This window comes from Cellulomonas sp. Root485, assembly GCF_001426705.1.
Taxonomy (GTDB): domain Bacteria; phylum Actinomycetota; class Actinomycetes; order Actinomycetales; family Cellulomonadaceae; genus Cellulomonas.
In genome coordinates, this window is sequence record NZ_LMFC01000002.1 from 792,488 (window position 1) to 808,243 (window position 15,756).

Genomic DNA, 15,756 nt, shown 5'->3' on the forward strand with positions numbered 1-15,756 from the left:
CGGCTGAGGCATGGCTGTGCGACCGGTGACCTGGATCGGGCTCGTCGCCGCGCTCGTCGCGCTCGCGGGGTGCAGCCCCGACGACAGCCCGGATGACGGCCCGACGACGCCGACGACGACCGCGGAACCCGCTCCCGCGACCGTGGAGGTGACCGAGGTCGACGACATCCTCGGCGACCTCGACATCCCCTGGGGGCTCGCGTTCCTGCCGGACGGGCAGGCCGTCGTCACGCTCCGGGGGGCGGCGGGTCTCGTGCTCGTCGGCCCGGACGGTGCGGCGACGGACGTGACCGGGCCGGGTGCCCACGAGCTCAGGGACCTCGTGGTCCCGGCCGGCGAGGGCGGTCTGCTGGGCGTCACCGTGCTCGGGTCGGAGGGGTCGGCCGTCGACCTGGCCCTCTACGCGACCACGGCCGACGACAACCGGGTCCTGCGCGGGACCCTCGACGGGTCCACCCTCGGGGAGCTGCGGCCGATCCTCACCGGCATCGAGAAGGCCGGCAACCACGACGGCGGCCGCCTCGCCGTCGGCCCGGACGGCTACCTCTACGTGACCACGGGCGACGCGGGCGACCCTCCGTCGGCGCAGGACCCCGACAGCCTGAACGGCAAGATCCTGCGCATCACGGCCGACGGCGACCCAGCGCCCGGCAACCCCGACGAGGGCTCGCCGGTGTGGAGCCTCGGGCACCGCAACGTGCAGGGGCTCGGCTGGGCGCCCGACGGCCGCATGTTCGCCTCGGAGTTCGGCCAGAACACGTGGGACGAGCTCAACCTGATCGAGCCGGGCGGCAACTACGGCTGGCCCCAGGTCGAGGGGATGGGCGACGGCTTCGTGCAGCCCCTCGCCGTCTGGCCGACCACCGACGCGTCCCCGAGCGGCCTGGCCGTCACCGACGAGGGCGTCTACCTGGCCGGGCTGCGCGGGGAACGGCTGTGGCGCGTGCCGCTGACCGAGGACGGCGTCGGCACCCCGCAGGCGCTGCTGGAGGGCGAGCGCGGACGGCTGCGCGCGGTCGAGCCGGCTCCTGACGGGTCGCTCTGGGTGGTCACCGGGAACACCGACGGCCGGGGCGACCCCCGCGACGGCGACGACCGCATCCTGCGGGTGGTCGTCGACTGAGCGCTCGCGCGTGCTCACCTAGGATCGGCGCATGTCCCGCATCCTCTCGGCCGTCGCGTGGCCCTACGCGAACGGCCCCCGCCACATCGGTCACGTCGCAGGCTTCGGTGTCCCCTCGGACATCTTCAGCCGCTACATGCGGATGGCGGGCAACGAGGTGCTCATGGTCTCCGGTACCGACGAGCACGGGACGCCGATCCTGGTGCTGGCCGAGCAGGAGGGCGTGAGCCCGCAGGAGCTGGCGGACCGCTACAACCGCGTGATCGTCGAGGACCTGACCAACCTCGGGCTGTCCTACGACCTGTTCACGCGCACGACGACGCGCAACCACTACGCGGTCGTGCAGGAGATGTTCCGGACGGTGCACAAGAACGGCTACATGATCGAGCAGTCGACCATGGGGGCCATCTCGCCGAGCACGGGCCGCACCCTGCCGGACCGCTACGTGGAGGGCACCTGCCCGATCTGCGGGTACGACGGCGCGCGCGGCGACCAGTGCGACAACTGCGGCAACCAGCTCGACGCGATCGACCTGATCAACCCGCACAGCCGGATCAACGGGGAGACACCGAAGTTCGTCGAGTCGAACCACTTCTTCCTGGACCTGCCGGCGTTCGCCGGGGCGCTGGAGGCGTGGCTGAGGACCCGGACGGACTGGCGCCCCAACGTCCTGAACTTCTCGCTCAACCTCATCGACGACCTGCGCCCCCGCGCCATGACGCGGGACATCGACTGGGGCATCCCGGTGCCGCTGGAGGGCTGGGAGGACAACCCGAACAAGCGCCTCTACGTGTGGTTCGACGCGGTCATCGGGTACCTGTCCGCGTCGATCGAGTGGGCACGCCGCCAGGGCGACCCGGACGCGTGGCGCCCCTTCTGGAACGACCCCGAGGCCCTGAGCTACTACTTCATGGGCAAGGACAACATCACGTTCCACTCCCAGATCTGGCCGGCCGAGCTGCTGGCCTACGACGGTCGCGGGACGAAGGGCGGCTCGCCGGGGGCCTTCGGGACCCTCAACCTGCCGACCGAGGTGGTCTCGAGCGAGTTCCTCACCATGGAGGGCAAGCAGTTCAGCTCGTCGCGCGGGGTCGTCATCTACGTGCGCGACCTGCTGTCCCGGTACCAGCCCGACGCGCTGCGGTACTTCCTGTCGGTCGCCGGTCCGGAGACCCAGGACTCGGACTTCACGTGGGCGGACTTCAAGACGCGCACCAACTCCGAGCTGGTGGCGGGCTGGGGCAACCTGGTCAACCGCACGGCGAGCCTGATCCACAAGAACTTCGGCGAGATCCCGGCGCCCGGCGAGCTGCTGCCGGTGGACCAGGGCCTGCTCGCGACGACGTCGGCGGGCTTCGACAAGGTCGGCGGGCTGCTCGGCACCCACCGCAACCGGGCCGCGGTCAGCGAGGCGATGCGCGTGGTCCAGGAGGCCAACCGGTACATCTCCGAGACCGAGCCGTGGAAGCTGACGGGGGACCGCGACCGGCTGGGCACCGTGCTGCACACGGCCGCTCAGGCGGTGTCCGACGCCAACACCCTGCTGGCGCCGTTCCTGCCGCACTCCGCGCAGAAGGTGCACGAGACGTTCGGCCGCACGGGGACGTTCTCGCCGCTGCCGCGGATCGACGAGGTCACCGACCTCGACGACGACTCGCGCCACTACCCGGTGATCACCGGCGACTACGAGCTCGGCCGGACGGTCGCGCCGTGGCGGTCGAGCCCGCTCGTGCCGGGGACGCCCGTCGCCAAGCCCGTTCCTGTGTTCACCAAGCTCGACGACTCGATCGTCGAGGAGGAGCTCGACCGGCTGCGCCAGGCGTGATGGCGCGGTCGAGAGAACGGGGCTGGCCAGCGCCGCCCGAGCCGCTGCCGGTCGCCGTCGTCGACAACCACACGCACCTCGACACGGTCGTGACGTGGGAGGCGGAGGGCTGGGACCCGACGCTGGACGACCACCTCGAGCGTGCGGCGTCCGCCGGCGTGACCCGCATGGTCCAGGTGGGCTGCGACCTCGACGCCATCACCTGGACCGACCACGTCGTCCGGACGCACGACGCGCTGCTCGGCGCCGTCGCGATCCACCCCAACGAGGCGGTCCGCCACGCGGGCGTGCTGGAGGCGGCTCCCGACGGGCTCGATCCCGGCCGGGCCCACGACGTCTCGCTGGCCGACGCGATCGCGCGCGTGGAGGCGGTGGCCCGCGCCAACCCCCGCATCCGCGCCATCGGCGAGACCGGACTGGACCACTTCCGCGCGGGCACCCGGGGCCGGGAGGTCCAGCGCGAGGCGTTCCGGACGCACATCGCGCTGGCCAAGGAGCTGGGCCTGGCGCTCCAGATCCACGACCGCGACGCCCACGACGAGGTGGTCGAGGTGCTGCTCTCCGACGGCGCCCCGGACCGCACGGTGTTCCACTGCTTCTCCGGCGACGCCGCCCTGGCGCGGCTCGCGGTGTCCCACGGCTGGTTCCTCTCGTTCGCTGGCCCGGTCTCCTTCGGCGCGAACGACGCCCTGCGGGACGCGCTGCGGGAGGTGCCGCCCAGCCTCCTGCTCGTCGAGACGGACGCGCCCTACCTGACCGTGCACCCGTTCCGCGGCCGGCCCAACGCCCCCTATCTGCTGCCGGGGACGGTCCGCACGGTCGCCGAGGTGACGGGACGGCCGCTGGCGGAGGTCTGCACCGCGCTCGCGGCCACGTCCGAGGCCGTCTACGGGACGTGGTGACCGGTATGGCCCGGTCTGTCGCCGGACGGTCGGGTGATGGAGGTCCCGCGGGGCGGGCCTCGGGTTACCGCGTGGGTCACGGATCGGTTACGGTCGGACCTGCGTCCAGGACGGACGCATCTTTGTGAGCCCACCCGAGAGGACCCACCGCGTGAGGCCGGACCAGGAGCGTGCGACGCACAGTCGCCCCTTCCGTGGTCGACGAGCCGCGCGCGTGGTGGCCCAGGCCGCCGTCCTGGCCGTCGTGGCCGCGGCGACGAGCGCGTTCGCGGTCCTGCACAAGACGGTGACGGTCGACGTCGACGGCACGTCCGTGGAGGTCGAGGCCTTCGGCCGGACGGTCGAGGACATGCTGGCGAGCGCCGACATCGAGGTCGGTGAGCGTGACCTGGTCGCACCCTCGCTGGACCAGCCGATCGCGCGGTCCGGCCAGATCGTCGTGCGGCACGGGCGGGAGCTGTCCGTCGAGGTGGACGGCTCGGAGCGCTCGGTGTGGACCACGGCGCTGACGGTCGGCGAGGCCGTCGACGGTCTCGGGCTGCGTGACGACGAGGTGCGCCTGTCGGCGTCCCGCTCCGCGGCCCTCGGCCGGGACACGCTGCGCGTCTCGACGCTCAAGACGATCCACCTGGTGGTCGACGGCCAGGTCATCGACGGGCTGAGCAGCGCCGCGACGGTGCGCGACAGCCTGCGGGACATCGGGCTGATCCTCGAGGAGGGCGACCAGGTCTCGGTGCCCCTCGACTCCACCGCCGTCGACGGGCTCGTGGTCCTGGTGACCCGGGCCAGCACGTCGGGGGAGACGGTCACCGAGGCGATGCCGTTCGAGTCCACCGAGGTCGAGGACCCGGGGATGATCAAGGGCAACACCGTCATCGCCACCAAGGGCAAGGCCGGCGTCCGCACCACCACGTACCAGCTCGACATCGTGGGCGGCGTGGTCGTCGGTCGCACCGCGGTCGCGTCGGTGGTCACGGTCGCGCCGGTCGCCCAGGTCACCCGGGTCGGGACCGCGGAGCTGCCGGACCCGTCCGTCGTCGCGGTCGAGCCGGGCACCGCCCAGGCGCTCGGCAAGGAGATGGCGGCGGAGCGCGGGTGGGGCGACGACCAGTTCGCGTGCCTGCTGGCGCTGTGGAACAAGGAGAGCGGCTGGCGGGTGAACGCGGAGAACAAGTCGTCGGGTGCGTACGGCATCCCGCAGGCGCTCCCGGGCAGCAAGATGGCGACCGTGGCCGACGACTGGCGGACCAACGCGGCCACGCAGATCACCTGGGGCCTGAACTACATCGGCGGCCGCTACGGCGACCCGTGCGGCGCCTACGCGCACAGCCAGGCCAAGGGCTGGTACTGATTCACCCGTTTCGCGTGTGAGTCCGCTCACGTGCGCTGACGTGGGGGAACGCCGCGCCGAGGGTTGAAACAGGGCACATCCCTACCGCATTCGAGGGTAGGCGCGCTTGGCAACGCGATCACGATTCGGTTACGGTCGAGCCCGCCCCGCGATCTGGACACCGGCCCACCTGTGCCGGCAGACGTTCCGCAGGGTGGTCGGCGCCCGCTCCAGGCGGGCCGCCGTGACGGCCGGATCGGGGATCCGGGACCGACGGGCGACATCCCTTCGCGGGTGTCCACGGGCTTCGAACCAGAGGCGCACCGCCGGGTGCCGCACACGCGACACGCACCGCACCCCGTGCCCGGGCACCTCGACGGCTGGAGCCCCGTGCAGTTCTCGACCCTGATCCCTGGTCTGTCCGCGCGAGCTCGCGCCACGTCCTCCCCGGACGAGTCCCCCACGACGGGCCACCGGTCCGGTCGGGCACGCATCCTGCCCATCACCGCCGCCGCAGCGGCCCTCGTCCTCGCGGGCGGGACGGCAGCGTTCGCGCACGCGCAGAAGACGGTCACGCTCGACGTCAACGGCGAGGTCGCGCAGCTGAGCACGTTCGCGGGGTCGGTCGACGGCCTCCTCGACGACCAGGGTGTCGTCGTCGGCGAGCGCGACGTCGTGAGCCAGAGCGGCGCGCTGCGCGAGGGTGCGGAGATCGTGGTGCGGCACGCGCACCAGGTGTCGGTCACCGTCGACGGCCAGGAGACGTCCGTCTGGACGACCGCGCTGACCGCCGACGAGGCGCTCGACTCCCTCGCCGCCCGCGGGCAGTCCGTGGCGCTCGTCGCGTCCCGGTCCGCCGCCGGTGGCCGCCCGGAGCTCGCGCTCGACCTCACGCTGCACGGTCCGGCGGACGTTGTCGTCGACGGCACCACGCTCGAGGTGACCGATGCCGACGCCTCCGTCGCGCAGGTGCTCGGCGAGCTCGGCGTCACGCTGAACGCGCTCGACCGCGTGTCCGTGGTGCAGGGCGCCTCGGGCCGGGTCCAGGTGGTCGTCAACCGCGTCGTCGTCCAGGACGTCACGTCCACGCAGGAGGTCGCGTTCGCGTCGACCACGCAGCAGGACGCCGCCCGCTACACCGACCAGAAGCGCACGCTGACCGCCGGCGTCCCCGGCGTCCGCACGCTCGTCGAGCGCGTCACCACCGTCGACGGCGTCGAGTCCGGCCGCGTGACCGTGTCCGACGCGGTCACCCAGGCACCGGTCGACGAGGTCCTGAGCGTCGGCACCAAGACGCGCCCGGTCGTCGTCAAGACGCCTTCCGCAGCGGCTCCCGCCGCGACGGGGACGCCGGTCACCGCCGGCGGCGACGCCGACTCCCTCAACTGGGCCGCCCTGGCGCGCTGCGAGTCCGGTGGCAACCCCACCATCGTGTCGTCGAACGGCCTGTACTACGGGCTGTACCAGTTCTCCCTGTCCACGTGGAAGGGCGTCGGCGGCGCGGGTCTCCCCTCGGAGGCCTCGCCCGACGAGCAGACCGCACGCGCCAAGATGCTCTACAACCGCTCGGGCGCCGGTCAGTGGCCCGTCTGCGGGAAGAACCTCTTCAGCTGATCGCACGCGAGACCCCCGTCCAGGCCTCCTGGGCGGGGGTCTCGTCGTGCTCGCCTAGGCTCGTGCGCATGTCGACCATCACCACGCTGCTCGGGCCTGCGGAGATCCGTGAGCTCGCGGAGCGCGCGGGGGTGCGCCCGACCAAGCAGCTCGGGCAGAACTTCGTGCTCGACGGCGGTACGGTGCGCAAGATCGTGCGGCAGGCCGACGTCGAGCCGGGCGACCGCGTCGTCGAGGTCGGACCGGGGCTCGGGTCGCTGACCCTCGGGCTCCTGGAGGCGGCCGCCGACGTGGTGGCCGTCGAGATCGACCCGACGCTCGCGCGGCTGCTGCCGACCACGGTCGCGCGGCACGTGCCCGGCCTGACGGTCGTCGCAGGCGCCGACGACGAGCCGGTGGTCCTGCGCGACGACGCCGGCCGCGACCGCCTGACGATCGTGCTGGCCGACGCGCTGGACGTGCGCGCGCTGCCCGGCCCACCGCCCGTGGCGCTCGTCGCCAACCTGCCGTACAACGTGTCGGTGCCGGTCCTGCTGACGTTCCTCGAGCGGTTCGACAGCCTCGAGCGCGTGCTCGTCATGGTGCAGGCCGAGGTGGCCGACCGCCTGGCCGCCCCTCCCGGCAGCCGCACGTACGGGGTGCCGTCCGCGAAGGCCGCCTGGTACGCGTCGGCCCGCCGGACCGCGACGGTCGGCCGCTCGGTCTTCTGGCCCGCGCCCAACGTCGACTCGGCGCTGGTCCGCTTCGACCGGCGTGCGGCCCCGGCCACCGACGCGTCCCGGGAGGCCGTGTTCGCCGTCGTCGACGCCGCCTTCGCGCAGCGCCGCAAGATGCTCCGCTCGGCCCTGTCCGCGCTGGCCGGATCCTCGGACCTGGCCGTGGCGGCCCTGGAGGCGGCCGGCGTCGACCCGCAGGCCAGGGGCGAGCGCGTCGACATCGCGGGGTTCGCGCGCATCGCCGAACAGCTCAGGCACCTCGGGCCTACCAGCGGCCGACCTGGCATTGTGGAGCCGTGACGCTGACCCCCGTGGCCCCGCTGCCCGAGCACGAGGTCAGGGTCCGCGCGCCCGGCAAGATCAACCTGTCGCTGCGGGTCGGGCCGCGTGAGGACGACGGCTACCACGCGGTCTCGACCGTGTTCCAGGCGGTGTCGGTGTTCGAGGAGGTCGTCGCGACCCCCTCGGAGCAGCGCACGCTGACCGTGAGCGGACCGCAGGCCGAGCTGGTGCCGACGGACGGGTCGAACCTCGCCCTGCGCGCGGCGGCGCTGCTGGCGGACCGGGCGGGGATCGACGACGGCGTCCACCTGCACCTCCACAAGGGCGTGCCCGTCGCGGGCGGCATGGCGGGTGGCTCGGCGGACGCTGCGGCGACGCTGGTGGCCTGCGACGCGCTGTGGCGCACCGGGCTGAGCCGGGACGACCTGCTGGAGCTGGCCGCCGAGCTGGGGTCGGACGTGCCCTTCTCGCTGGCCGGGCACACCGCCGTCGGCTCCGGGCGCGGTCACCTGCTGACGCCGGCGCTGAGCCGGGGCGAGTTCCACTGGGCGTTCGCCGTGCAGGACCGGGGGCTGTCCACCGCCGACGTCTACGTCGCGTTCGACGACCTGCACGGCACCGCGCTGGTGCCCGACCAGGACGACGACGTCCCCCTGATGCAGGCGCTGCGCGCGGGGGACCCGCGGGCGCTCGGTGCCGCGCTGCACAACGACCTGCAGATGGCGGCGCTCGAGCTCGATCCCGGGCTCGCGGAGCCGCTCGCGGTGGCGCAGGACGCGGGGGCGCTCGGCGTCGTCGTGTCCGGGTCGGGTCCCACGGTCGCCGCCCTGGGCCGCAGCCGCCAGCACGCGCTCGTGCTCGCGGCGGCGTTCACGGCGTCCGGCGTGGCCGACCGCGTCCTGACGGCCGCCGGCCCGGTGGCCGGTGCCCGCGTGGTCAGCTCCACGGACTGACACCCCTCGGCCTTGACATCTCGTCGCGACCAGTAATACTTAAGAACATGCTTAACAATGGCGAGCTGGACAAGGTCTTCAAGGCCCTGTCCGACGCGACCCGACGGGCGATGGTGGAACGACTCACGCGCGGTCCGGTGTCGGTCAGCCAGCTCGCCGAACCGTTCGCGATGTCCCTGCCGGCGGTCCATCAGCACCTGGCCGTGCTCGAGGACGCGGGCATCGTCACCTCGCACAAGATCGGCCGCGTCCGCACGGTCCAGCTCGCCACCGATGCCCTCACCGGCGCGGGGGAGTGGATGGGCCGGCAGAAGCTGCCCGCCGAGCGCCGGATGGACCGGCTCGGCACGTACCTCGCCTCCACGAAAGGACCCTGACCATGCCCACCGAGACCACCACGAGCACCGTCACCCACGCGACCTTCGTCGTCGAGCGCACCTTCGACGCCCCCCTCGACCGCGTCTGGGACGCGTTCGCCGTGCCGGAACAGCACGCACAGTGGTTCGGGTCGGAGGAGAGCTTCACCGAGACCGAGGCGCACGAGGACTTCCGGGTGGGCGGGCAGGCCGTCCAGGACGGCCAGTGGCACGGCGGCCCCACGAGCCGCTACGTCGCCACGTACACGGACATCGTCGAGCGTTCGCGCATCGTCGCCACCTACGACATGTGGGTCGACGGCGAGCACCTGTCGACGTCGCTCAACTCGACCGAGTTCGAGGCGGTCGACGGCGGCACGCGCGTCACCTACACCGAGCAGAGCGTGTTCCTCGACGGCAAGGAGGACGGCAGCCAGCGCGAGTCCGGCTTCCAGGGCATCTTCGACGTGCTGGCGGCGTACCTGGCCGGCTGACGCGCGTCGGCTTGCGCCGCATCGGCCACCCGCGGCAGGGTGCCGCCATGCGCGCCACGACATCGTCCCTGATCACGGTCGTGTGTGCGCTCACCCTCGTGGGGTGCGGGTCCGCCGAGCCGGCGGCGCAGGAGGCGAGCCCGACGGTGACCACCGACGCGGCGCCCACACCGACACCGACACCGACGTGGACGGCGCCCACGGACCTCCCGGCCGAGGTCATGCTGCCCCAGAACGCCTGGGACTCCATCGGCCCGGACGGCTCGCTGGAGGAGTCGGAGGGCGTGGTCGCCTGGATCGTCGAGGAGACGTGCGCCGCCGGGAGCCCGGCCGGCGGCGTCGCGATGCGCACCGTCAGGCAGGGCTCCGGCGAGTTCGAGACGAGGTTCGGTGTGCACCAGGTCGTCGTGCTCGCCGACGCCGACGCCGCGGTGGCCGAGGCCGACCGCCTGGCCGCCGCACTGACCGCGTGCCCCCCGTCCGTCGCCGGCGGCTCCACGACCTACGTCGTCGAGCCGCTGGCCGTCGGGGCGCAGGGGATCGGCGTCGCCACCCGCTACTACGGCGGCGAGGGCCCGCTGGACGACGCGATGGGCACCCACCTGGCGGTCACACGGCGCGGGAACGCGGTCACCCTCGTCGCGGTCCACGGCGGCGAGGGCACGGTCGGCACCGCACGTGAGGCCGTCACGGCGAACGCGCAGGCGGCGTGGGAGCTCCTGTGCAGGTACGACTCCGCGGGCTGCTGAGGAGCTCAGCAGGTCGACGAGTCGTCCGCCGAGGTCAGCACGCCACCCGGCGGTGACCAGGGCGTCTCGACGACCGGCGGCGGGGTCGGCGTCCCCACGGGTGGAGCCGTGGGCGTGACCTCGGTCGCCTGCGCCTCCCCGACGGGCTGGTCGGCGGCGATCCGCGCCCACAGCTCGGCCGCGGCAGCGGTCGCGACCCTCCGGTTGGTGTCTCGCGGGTCCGGCTCGGTCGGCATCGACGCGAACACGATCCGCTCCGCCCGCAGGGTGCGCAGCGACAGGCCGAACCCTGTCAGGTCGGTGAGGTCGCGGAACCCCTCGCTGGCGGTCAGGGAGCTCGTCGCCGCCTGCGCGAACCGCAGGAGCGACGTGGGGCTCGTGAGCACCTCCTGGCTGAGCACCGAGCGGGTCATCGCGGCCATGAGGTCGTGCTGGCGGGTGATCCGACCGGTGTCCGACCCGTCGCCGATGTCGTGCCGGGCCCGCGCGAACTGCACGGCGGTCGTGCCGTCGAACACCTGCGGACCGGCGGGGACGTCGAGTCCGGTGTCCGCGTCGCTGAGGTCGGTCGGCAGGCAGATGGGCACCCCGCCGATCGCGTCGACCATGTCCCGCAGCCCCACGAAGTCCACGAGCACCAGGCCGTCCAGCCGCACCCCGGTGAGCTGCTCGACCGTCTTCCACGTGCACCCGGACGCCGACTCGATGTCCTGGCCCTCCCGCCACCCGAGCGCGAACGCCTCGTTGAACTGCCGGCTCTCGCGCGCGGGCGTCGTGCTGCCGTCCGTCATCGTGCAGGACGGCCGGTCGGCCATCAGGTCGCGGGGGATCGACACCAGCTCGACCCGGGACCGGTCGGCCGCCACGTGGGCGACGATCGTCGTGTCCGAGTTCATGCCCTCGTTCTCGCCGCCGATCGTGGCGTTCTCGTCACTGCGGTCGTCGGACCCGATGATCAGCAGGTTCACCGGCGAGCCCGCCCGCGCGTCCCCGGGGGGTGGCTCCGACACCTGCGGCCGTGCGCTCTCGTCGCCGACGAGGCCGGCCAGGTCGACCTCCTCGACGTTCCCCTGGAGCTCCCGGTAAACGGCGGCCGCGGCCGCGACGGTGAAGACGAGGACGCCCACGGTCGCCAGGCCGATCGCCCGGGCGGCTCGGCGAGGTGGCACTGTGCGCGCGTGCTGGCTCATCCTTCGGACGCTAGTGCGCAGGTCAGTGCCGTTGCCGGTGGTCGGCGTGGAGGCCTTGTGCGGGTGTGCGGGTAGCCTTCACAGGACATGGCACACCTTCTCGGCGCGGATCGCGTCACGCTCGCGCTGGGTACGCGCACCCTCCTCGACGAGGTCTCCCTCGGGCTCGACGACGGCCAGCGCATCGGCGTCGTCGGCCCCAACGGCGCCGGCAAGTCCACGCTGCTGCGCGTGCTGTCCGGTCTGCAGGAGCCCGACGACGGCCGCGTCACCCGAGCCGGTGGCGTGCGGATCGCGGTGCTGGACCAGCGCGACGACCTGCTGGCCGGCAGCACCGTCCTCGACGTGGTGCACGGGTCCGCCGACGAGCACGAGTGGGCGACCGACTCCCGCATCCGGTCGGTGCACGCCGGGCTGCTCGGGGACGTGTCCCTCGACGCGGACGTCGCCACCCTGTCCGGTGGCCAGCGCCGACGGGTCGCCCTGGCGGCGCTGCTCGTGCGCGACGACGAGGTCCTCGTCCTCGACGAGCCCACCAACCACCTCGACGTCGAGGGCGTGGCGTGGCTCGCCGCGCACCTGGTCGACCGGTACCGCGGCTCCAACGGTGCGCTCGTGGTCGTCACGCACGACCGCTGGTTCCTCGACGCGGTCTGCACGCGCACGTGGGAGGTTCACGACGGCACCGTCGACCAGTACGAGGGCGGGTACGCCGCGTACGTGCTGGCGCGCGCCGAGCGGGCCCGTACGGCGTCGACCACCGAGGAGAAGCGCCAGAACCTGCTGCGCAAGGAGCTCGCGTGGCTGCGCCGCGGCGCACCGGCGCGGACCAGCAAGCCGAAGTTCCGCATCGATGCGGCCAACGCCCTCATCGAGAACGAGCCGCCGCCGCGCGACCAGCTCAGCCTGACCCGGATGGCGACCGCGCGCCTCGGCAAGGACGTGCTCGACATCGAGGACGCGTCGGTGGTCTACGGCGACCGGGTCCTCCTGCACGACGTCACCTGGCGGCTCGGCCCCGGCGACCGGGTGGGCCTGGTCGGCGTCAACGGCGCCGGCAAGACCTCGCTGCTGCGGCTCCTGTCGGGGCGGCAGCAGCCGACCACCGGCCGGGTCAAGCGCGGCAAGACCGTGCAGGTGGCGGAGCTGACCCAGGACGTCGAGGAGCTCGACGAGCTGGCCGGGCTGCGGGTGATCGAGGTGATCGAGAGCGAGAAGCGCTCGGTCGTCGTGGGCGGCAAGGAGCTCACCGCCGCGCAGCTGGTCGAGCGGCTCGGGTTCGACCGGGAGCGCTCGCGGACGCCGGTGCGGGACCTCTCCGGTGGCGAACGCCGTCGGTTGCAGCTGCTGCGGCTCCTCGTCGGCGAACCCAACGTGCTGCTGCTCGACGAGCCCACCAACGACCTCGACACCGACACGCTGGCCGCCCTGGAGGACCTGCTCGACGGCTGGCCGGGCACCCTGATCGTCGTCTCGCACGACCGGTACCTGCTCGAGCGGGTGTGCGACACGCAGATGGCCCTGCTGGGCGACGGCCTGCTGCGCCAGCTGCCCGGCGGCGTCGAGCAGTACCTGGACCTGCGCCGCACCGCGACGGCGACCGCCGCGTCCCCGCTGGACGCCCGCCCGGCGGCCGAGGTGGCCCCGGCCGCGGTCTCCACCGCGGACCTGCGCACGGCCCGCAAGGAGATCGCCCGGATCGAACGCCGGCTGTCCCGGATCGCCGACCAGGAGGCGACCCTGCACCAGCGGATGTCCGACCAGGCGACGGACCACCAGGCCGTGATCGCGCTGGACGCGGAGCTGCGCGCGCTGGCCACGGAGAAGGACGAGCTCGAGGCCGCCTGGCTGGAGGCCGCGGAGATCGTGGGCTAGGAAGCCTCAGGCTCCCGGCGCATGCTCCGCAGGCCGAGCCCCGTCGAGACCCCCATGGTCACCACGGCGCCGAGCACGACGAGGAGCGGTGCGGTCCACCCGCCGCTGGACGCGTGCACGGCACCGAGCACGCTCGGACCGAGGGCGGCACACCCGTAGCCCAGGCTCTGCACGGTGGCGGACATGCGACGCGCGGCGGCCTGCGACCCGGCGCTGGAGGCGATCACCGTGAAGATCACCGCGAAGTTGCCGCCCTGCGCGACGCCGGCGAACGTGCACCACACCGGCCACCAGCCCGGCGCGAGCAGCAGTCCGAGGGGGAGCACGGCCCAGCCGACCGCGATCGCCGCGGCCACGGCGGCGACCGGCGCGCGCCGACCGAGGGCGACCGGTACCGCGATGCCGCCGACCATGCCGAACAGCTGGAACAGCGCTGCCGCGCCGCCCGACGCGGCCCGTTCGAGCCCGAGCGTGTCGTGCAGGACCGACGGCAGCCAGGCACTCACCGCGTAGTACCCGAACGCCTGCCCGGCGAACGCGACGGCGAGGAACCAGGTCACGGGCCGCCGCCAGACGTTCGGGGCGTTCGCGCTCGTGGGCAGCGCCACCGGCTCGGCACGCGAGAACGGGTACGCCCGCTGCCACACGACCAGCGCGACGACGGCGAGCAGCCCCCACGACGCCAGCGCCCAGCGCCAGCCCACGACGTCCGCCAGCGGAGCGGTCAGCGTCGTGGTCAGGACGCTGCCCCCGTTGAGCGCGGCCGTGTACAGGCCGGTCACCCGTGGCACGTGGCCGGGGAAGTCCCGCCCGATCACCACCGGCACGGCGACGTTGCCCGCGGTGATCGCGACCCCGATCAGGACCGTGCCGACGAGCGCGGTGCCGAACCCGTCGGCGGACCGCAGCAGCGTGCCGGCCAGGACCGTCACCAGCGACGCCGCGACCACCCGCCCGGTGCCCAGGCGCCCGAGCAGCACGGCCATGAGCGGGGTGGCCAGCGCGAAGCAGAGCACCGGGATCCCCGTGAGCAGGCCGACGGTCGCGGCGCTCAGTCCGAGGTCGGCCCGGACGTCGTCGACCACCGGCGCCAGCGCAGTGATCGGGGCGCGCAGATTGAGCGCGTACAGCAGCACTGCCGCCAGCAGCAGCCCCCGCGCTGCCGACCGGGCAGCCGTCATACCCTCACGACGCGTCGAACGGCGCGGTCACCTCGCGCAGCAGGTCGGCCAGCCGGTCGCGGTCCGCCTCGTCGAGGTCGCCCAGCAGGCCCCGCTCGACGTCGAGCAGGTCCGCGAACGCGGCGTCCACCCGGTCCAGGCCCGCGGGCGTGAGCTGCACGAGCACGCCGCGACGGTCGTCGGGCGCCGGCTGCCGCTCGACCAGCCCGTGCTCCGCGAGGCGGTCGATCCGGTTGGTCATCGTGCCGCTGGTGACCAGCGTCTGGGTGAGGAGCGCCCCCGGGGACAGCCGGTACGGCGCCCCCGCGCGCCGCAGCGCGGACAGCACGTCGAACTCCCACGTCTCGAGGTCGTGCCGCGCGAACGCCGAGCGGCGCGCGAGGTCGAGGTGCCGGGCGAGCCGGCTGACGCGCGAGAGGACCGTCAGGGGGCGGACGTCCAGGTCGGGGCGCTCGCGTTCCCAGGCGAGGACGATCCGATCGACCTCGTCGCGGGCCCCCGGGGCGTCCGGAGGGGTGCGTGCCACCATGACCCGAGATTACTCGACGTCGAGAGAGATCCCTCTCAGGTGCGGGTGAGCGTCGGCCTGCGCTCGAGCGCCGACAGACCGTTCCACGCGAGGTTCACCAGGTGCGCCGCGACGACGTTCTTGCTGGGGCTGCGCGCGTCGAGCCACCACTGCCCGGTGAGCGCGACCATGCCGACCAGCATCTGCGCGTAGATCGGCGCCATCTTCGGGTCCTGGCCCTGCTTCTTGAACTGGTCCGCGAGCATGTGCTCGACCTGCGTGGCGACGTCCCCGATCAGGCTGGAGAACGTGCCAGTCGCCTGCGCCACGGGAGAGTCCCGCACCAGGATCCGGAACCCGTCCTCGTTGGTCTCGATGTACCCGAGCAGCGCCAGAGTCGTCCGCTCGACCAGCGCCTTCGGGTGCCCCCCGACCTCCAGCGCACCGCTCAGCGCGCCGGTCAGCGACTGGATCTCGCGGTCGACGACGACGGCGTAGATGCCCTCCTTGCCGCCGAAGTGCTCGTACACGACCGGCTTGGACACCTCGGCGCGCGCGGCGATCTCCTCGATGCTGGTGCCGTCGAAACCCTTCTCCGCGAACAGCCGCCGTGCCACGTCGACCAGCTGGGCGCGGCGCTGCGTCCCCGTCATGCGGG

15 protein-coding genes are annotated in these 15,756 nt (G+C 73.3%); 11 read left to right on the forward strand and 4 right to left on the reverse strand.

Annotated elements, in window-relative coordinates; all coding sequences use genetic code 11:
• Window positions 1–10: 10 nt before the first annotated feature.
• The 10 genes from ASD16_RS12250 (at window position 11) to ASD16_RS12295 (ending at window position 10,344) form a co-directional block, all read left to right on the forward strand.
• Complete coding sequence (locus ASD16_RS12250) at window positions 11–1,123, forward strand: sorbosone dehydrogenase family protein (RefSeq protein ID WP_055917395.1); 1,113 nt, start codon at window positions 11–13, stop codon at window positions 1,121–1,123.
• 31 nt (window positions 1,124–1,154) lie between these two features.
• Entirely contained in the window at window positions 1,155–2,948 is a 1,794-nt protein-coding gene (metG, locus tag ASD16_RS12255) for a methionine--tRNA ligase (protein ID WP_055917398.1), read from the forward strand.
• On the forward strand, window positions 2,948–3,850 hold the full coding sequence (locus ASD16_RS12260) for a TatD family hydrolase (RefSeq protein WP_055917401.1): 903 nt from the start codon (window positions 2,948–2,950) through the stop codon (window positions 3,848–3,850). Before metG ends, ASD16_RS12260 begins: the two co-directional genes overlap by 1 nt.
• 214 nt (window positions 3,851–4,064) lie before the next feature.
• Window positions 4,065–5,201, forward strand: a complete 1,137-nt coding sequence (locus tag ASD16_RS12265) for a ubiquitin-like domain-containing protein (RefSeq protein ID WP_235523265.1) — start codon at window positions 4,065–4,067, stop codon at window positions 5,199–5,201.
• A 339-nt stretch (window positions 5,202–5,540) separates the two neighbouring features.
• Window positions 5,541–6,794, forward strand: coding sequence for a resuscitation-promoting factor (locus ASD16_RS12270; RefSeq protein ID WP_082570868.1), 1,254 nt, complete (start codon window positions 5,541–5,543; stop codon window positions 6,792–6,794).
• 68 nt (window positions 6,795–6,862) lie between these two features.
• Window positions 6,863–7,810, forward strand: coding sequence for a 16S rRNA (adenine(1518)-N(6)/adenine(1519)-N(6))-dimethyltransferase RsmA (gene rsmA / locus ASD16_RS12275; RefSeq protein WP_055917410.1), 948 nt, complete (start codon window positions 6,863–6,865; stop codon window positions 7,808–7,810).
• Window positions 7,807–8,745 (forward strand): 4-(cytidine 5'-diphospho)-2-C-methyl-D-erythritol kinase, encoded by a 939-nt coding sequence (locus ASD16_RS12280; RefSeq protein WP_055917413.1) that lies wholly within the window; start codon window positions 7,807–7,809, stop codon window positions 8,743–8,745. Before rsmA ends, ASD16_RS12280 begins: the two co-directional genes overlap by 4 nt.
• 47 nt (window positions 8,746–8,792) lie before the next feature.
• Window positions 8,793–9,122, forward strand: a complete 330-nt coding sequence (locus ASD16_RS12285) for a helix-turn-helix transcriptional regulator (protein ID WP_055917417.1) — start codon at window positions 8,793–8,795, stop codon at window positions 9,120–9,122.
• A 2-nt stretch (window positions 9,123–9,124) separates the two neighbouring features.
• Window positions 9,125–9,595 (forward strand): SRPBCC domain-containing protein, encoded by a 471-nt coding sequence (locus ASD16_RS12290; RefSeq protein ID WP_055917420.1) that lies wholly within the window; start codon window positions 9,125–9,127, stop codon window positions 9,593–9,595.
• A gap of 47 nt (window positions 9,596–9,642) precedes the next feature.
• Window positions 9,643–10,344 carry a hypothetical protein gene (locus ASD16_RS12295; RefSeq protein WP_157453914.1) on the forward strand — a complete coding sequence of 234 codons (702 nt, stop codon included), beginning with the start codon at window positions 9,643–9,645 and terminating at the stop codon, window positions 10,342–10,344.
• Between the two features lie 5 nt (window positions 10,345–10,349).
• Here the strand turns inward: ASD16_RS12295 and ASD16_RS12300 are convergent, their stop codons facing one another.
• Window positions 10,350–11,534 (reverse strand): LCP family protein, encoded by a 1,185-nt coding sequence (locus ASD16_RS12300; protein ID WP_082570807.1) that lies wholly within the window; start codon window positions 11,532–11,534, stop codon window positions 10,350–10,352.
• 87 nt (window positions 11,535–11,621) lie between these two features.
• Here ASD16_RS12300 and ASD16_RS12305 point away from each other — a divergent pair, with 87 nt between their 5' ends.
• Complete coding sequence (locus ASD16_RS12305; protein WP_055917428.1) at window positions 11,622–13,409, forward strand: ABC-F family ATP-binding cassette domain-containing protein; 1,788 nt, start codon at window positions 11,622–11,624, stop codon at window positions 13,407–13,409.
• Here ASD16_RS12305 and ASD16_RS12310 read toward each other — a convergent pair.
• From ASD16_RS12310 to ASD16_RS12320, 3 genes are read right to left on the reverse strand one after another with little or no spacing between them, the layout of a single operon-like run.
• Window positions 13,406–14,590: a CynX/NimT family MFS transporter gene (locus ASD16_RS12310; RefSeq protein WP_055917431.1), complete on the reverse strand. Its 1,185-nt coding sequence runs from the start codon at window positions 14,588–14,590 to the stop codon at window positions 13,406–13,408. The genes ASD16_RS12305 and ASD16_RS12310 overlap by 4 nt on opposite strands.
• Before the next feature lie 4 nt (window positions 14,591–14,594).
• On the reverse strand, window positions 14,595–15,119 hold the full coding sequence (locus ASD16_RS12315) for a MarR family winged helix-turn-helix transcriptional regulator (protein ID WP_055917434.1): 525 nt from the start codon (window positions 15,117–15,119) through the stop codon (window positions 14,595–14,597).
• A gap of 35 nt (window positions 15,120–15,154) precedes the next feature.
• Entirely contained in the window at window positions 15,155–15,751 is a 597-nt protein-coding gene (locus ASD16_RS12320) for a TetR/AcrR family transcriptional regulator (RefSeq protein WP_055918375.1), read from the reverse strand.
• Window positions 15,752–15,756 lie beyond the last annotated feature (5 nt).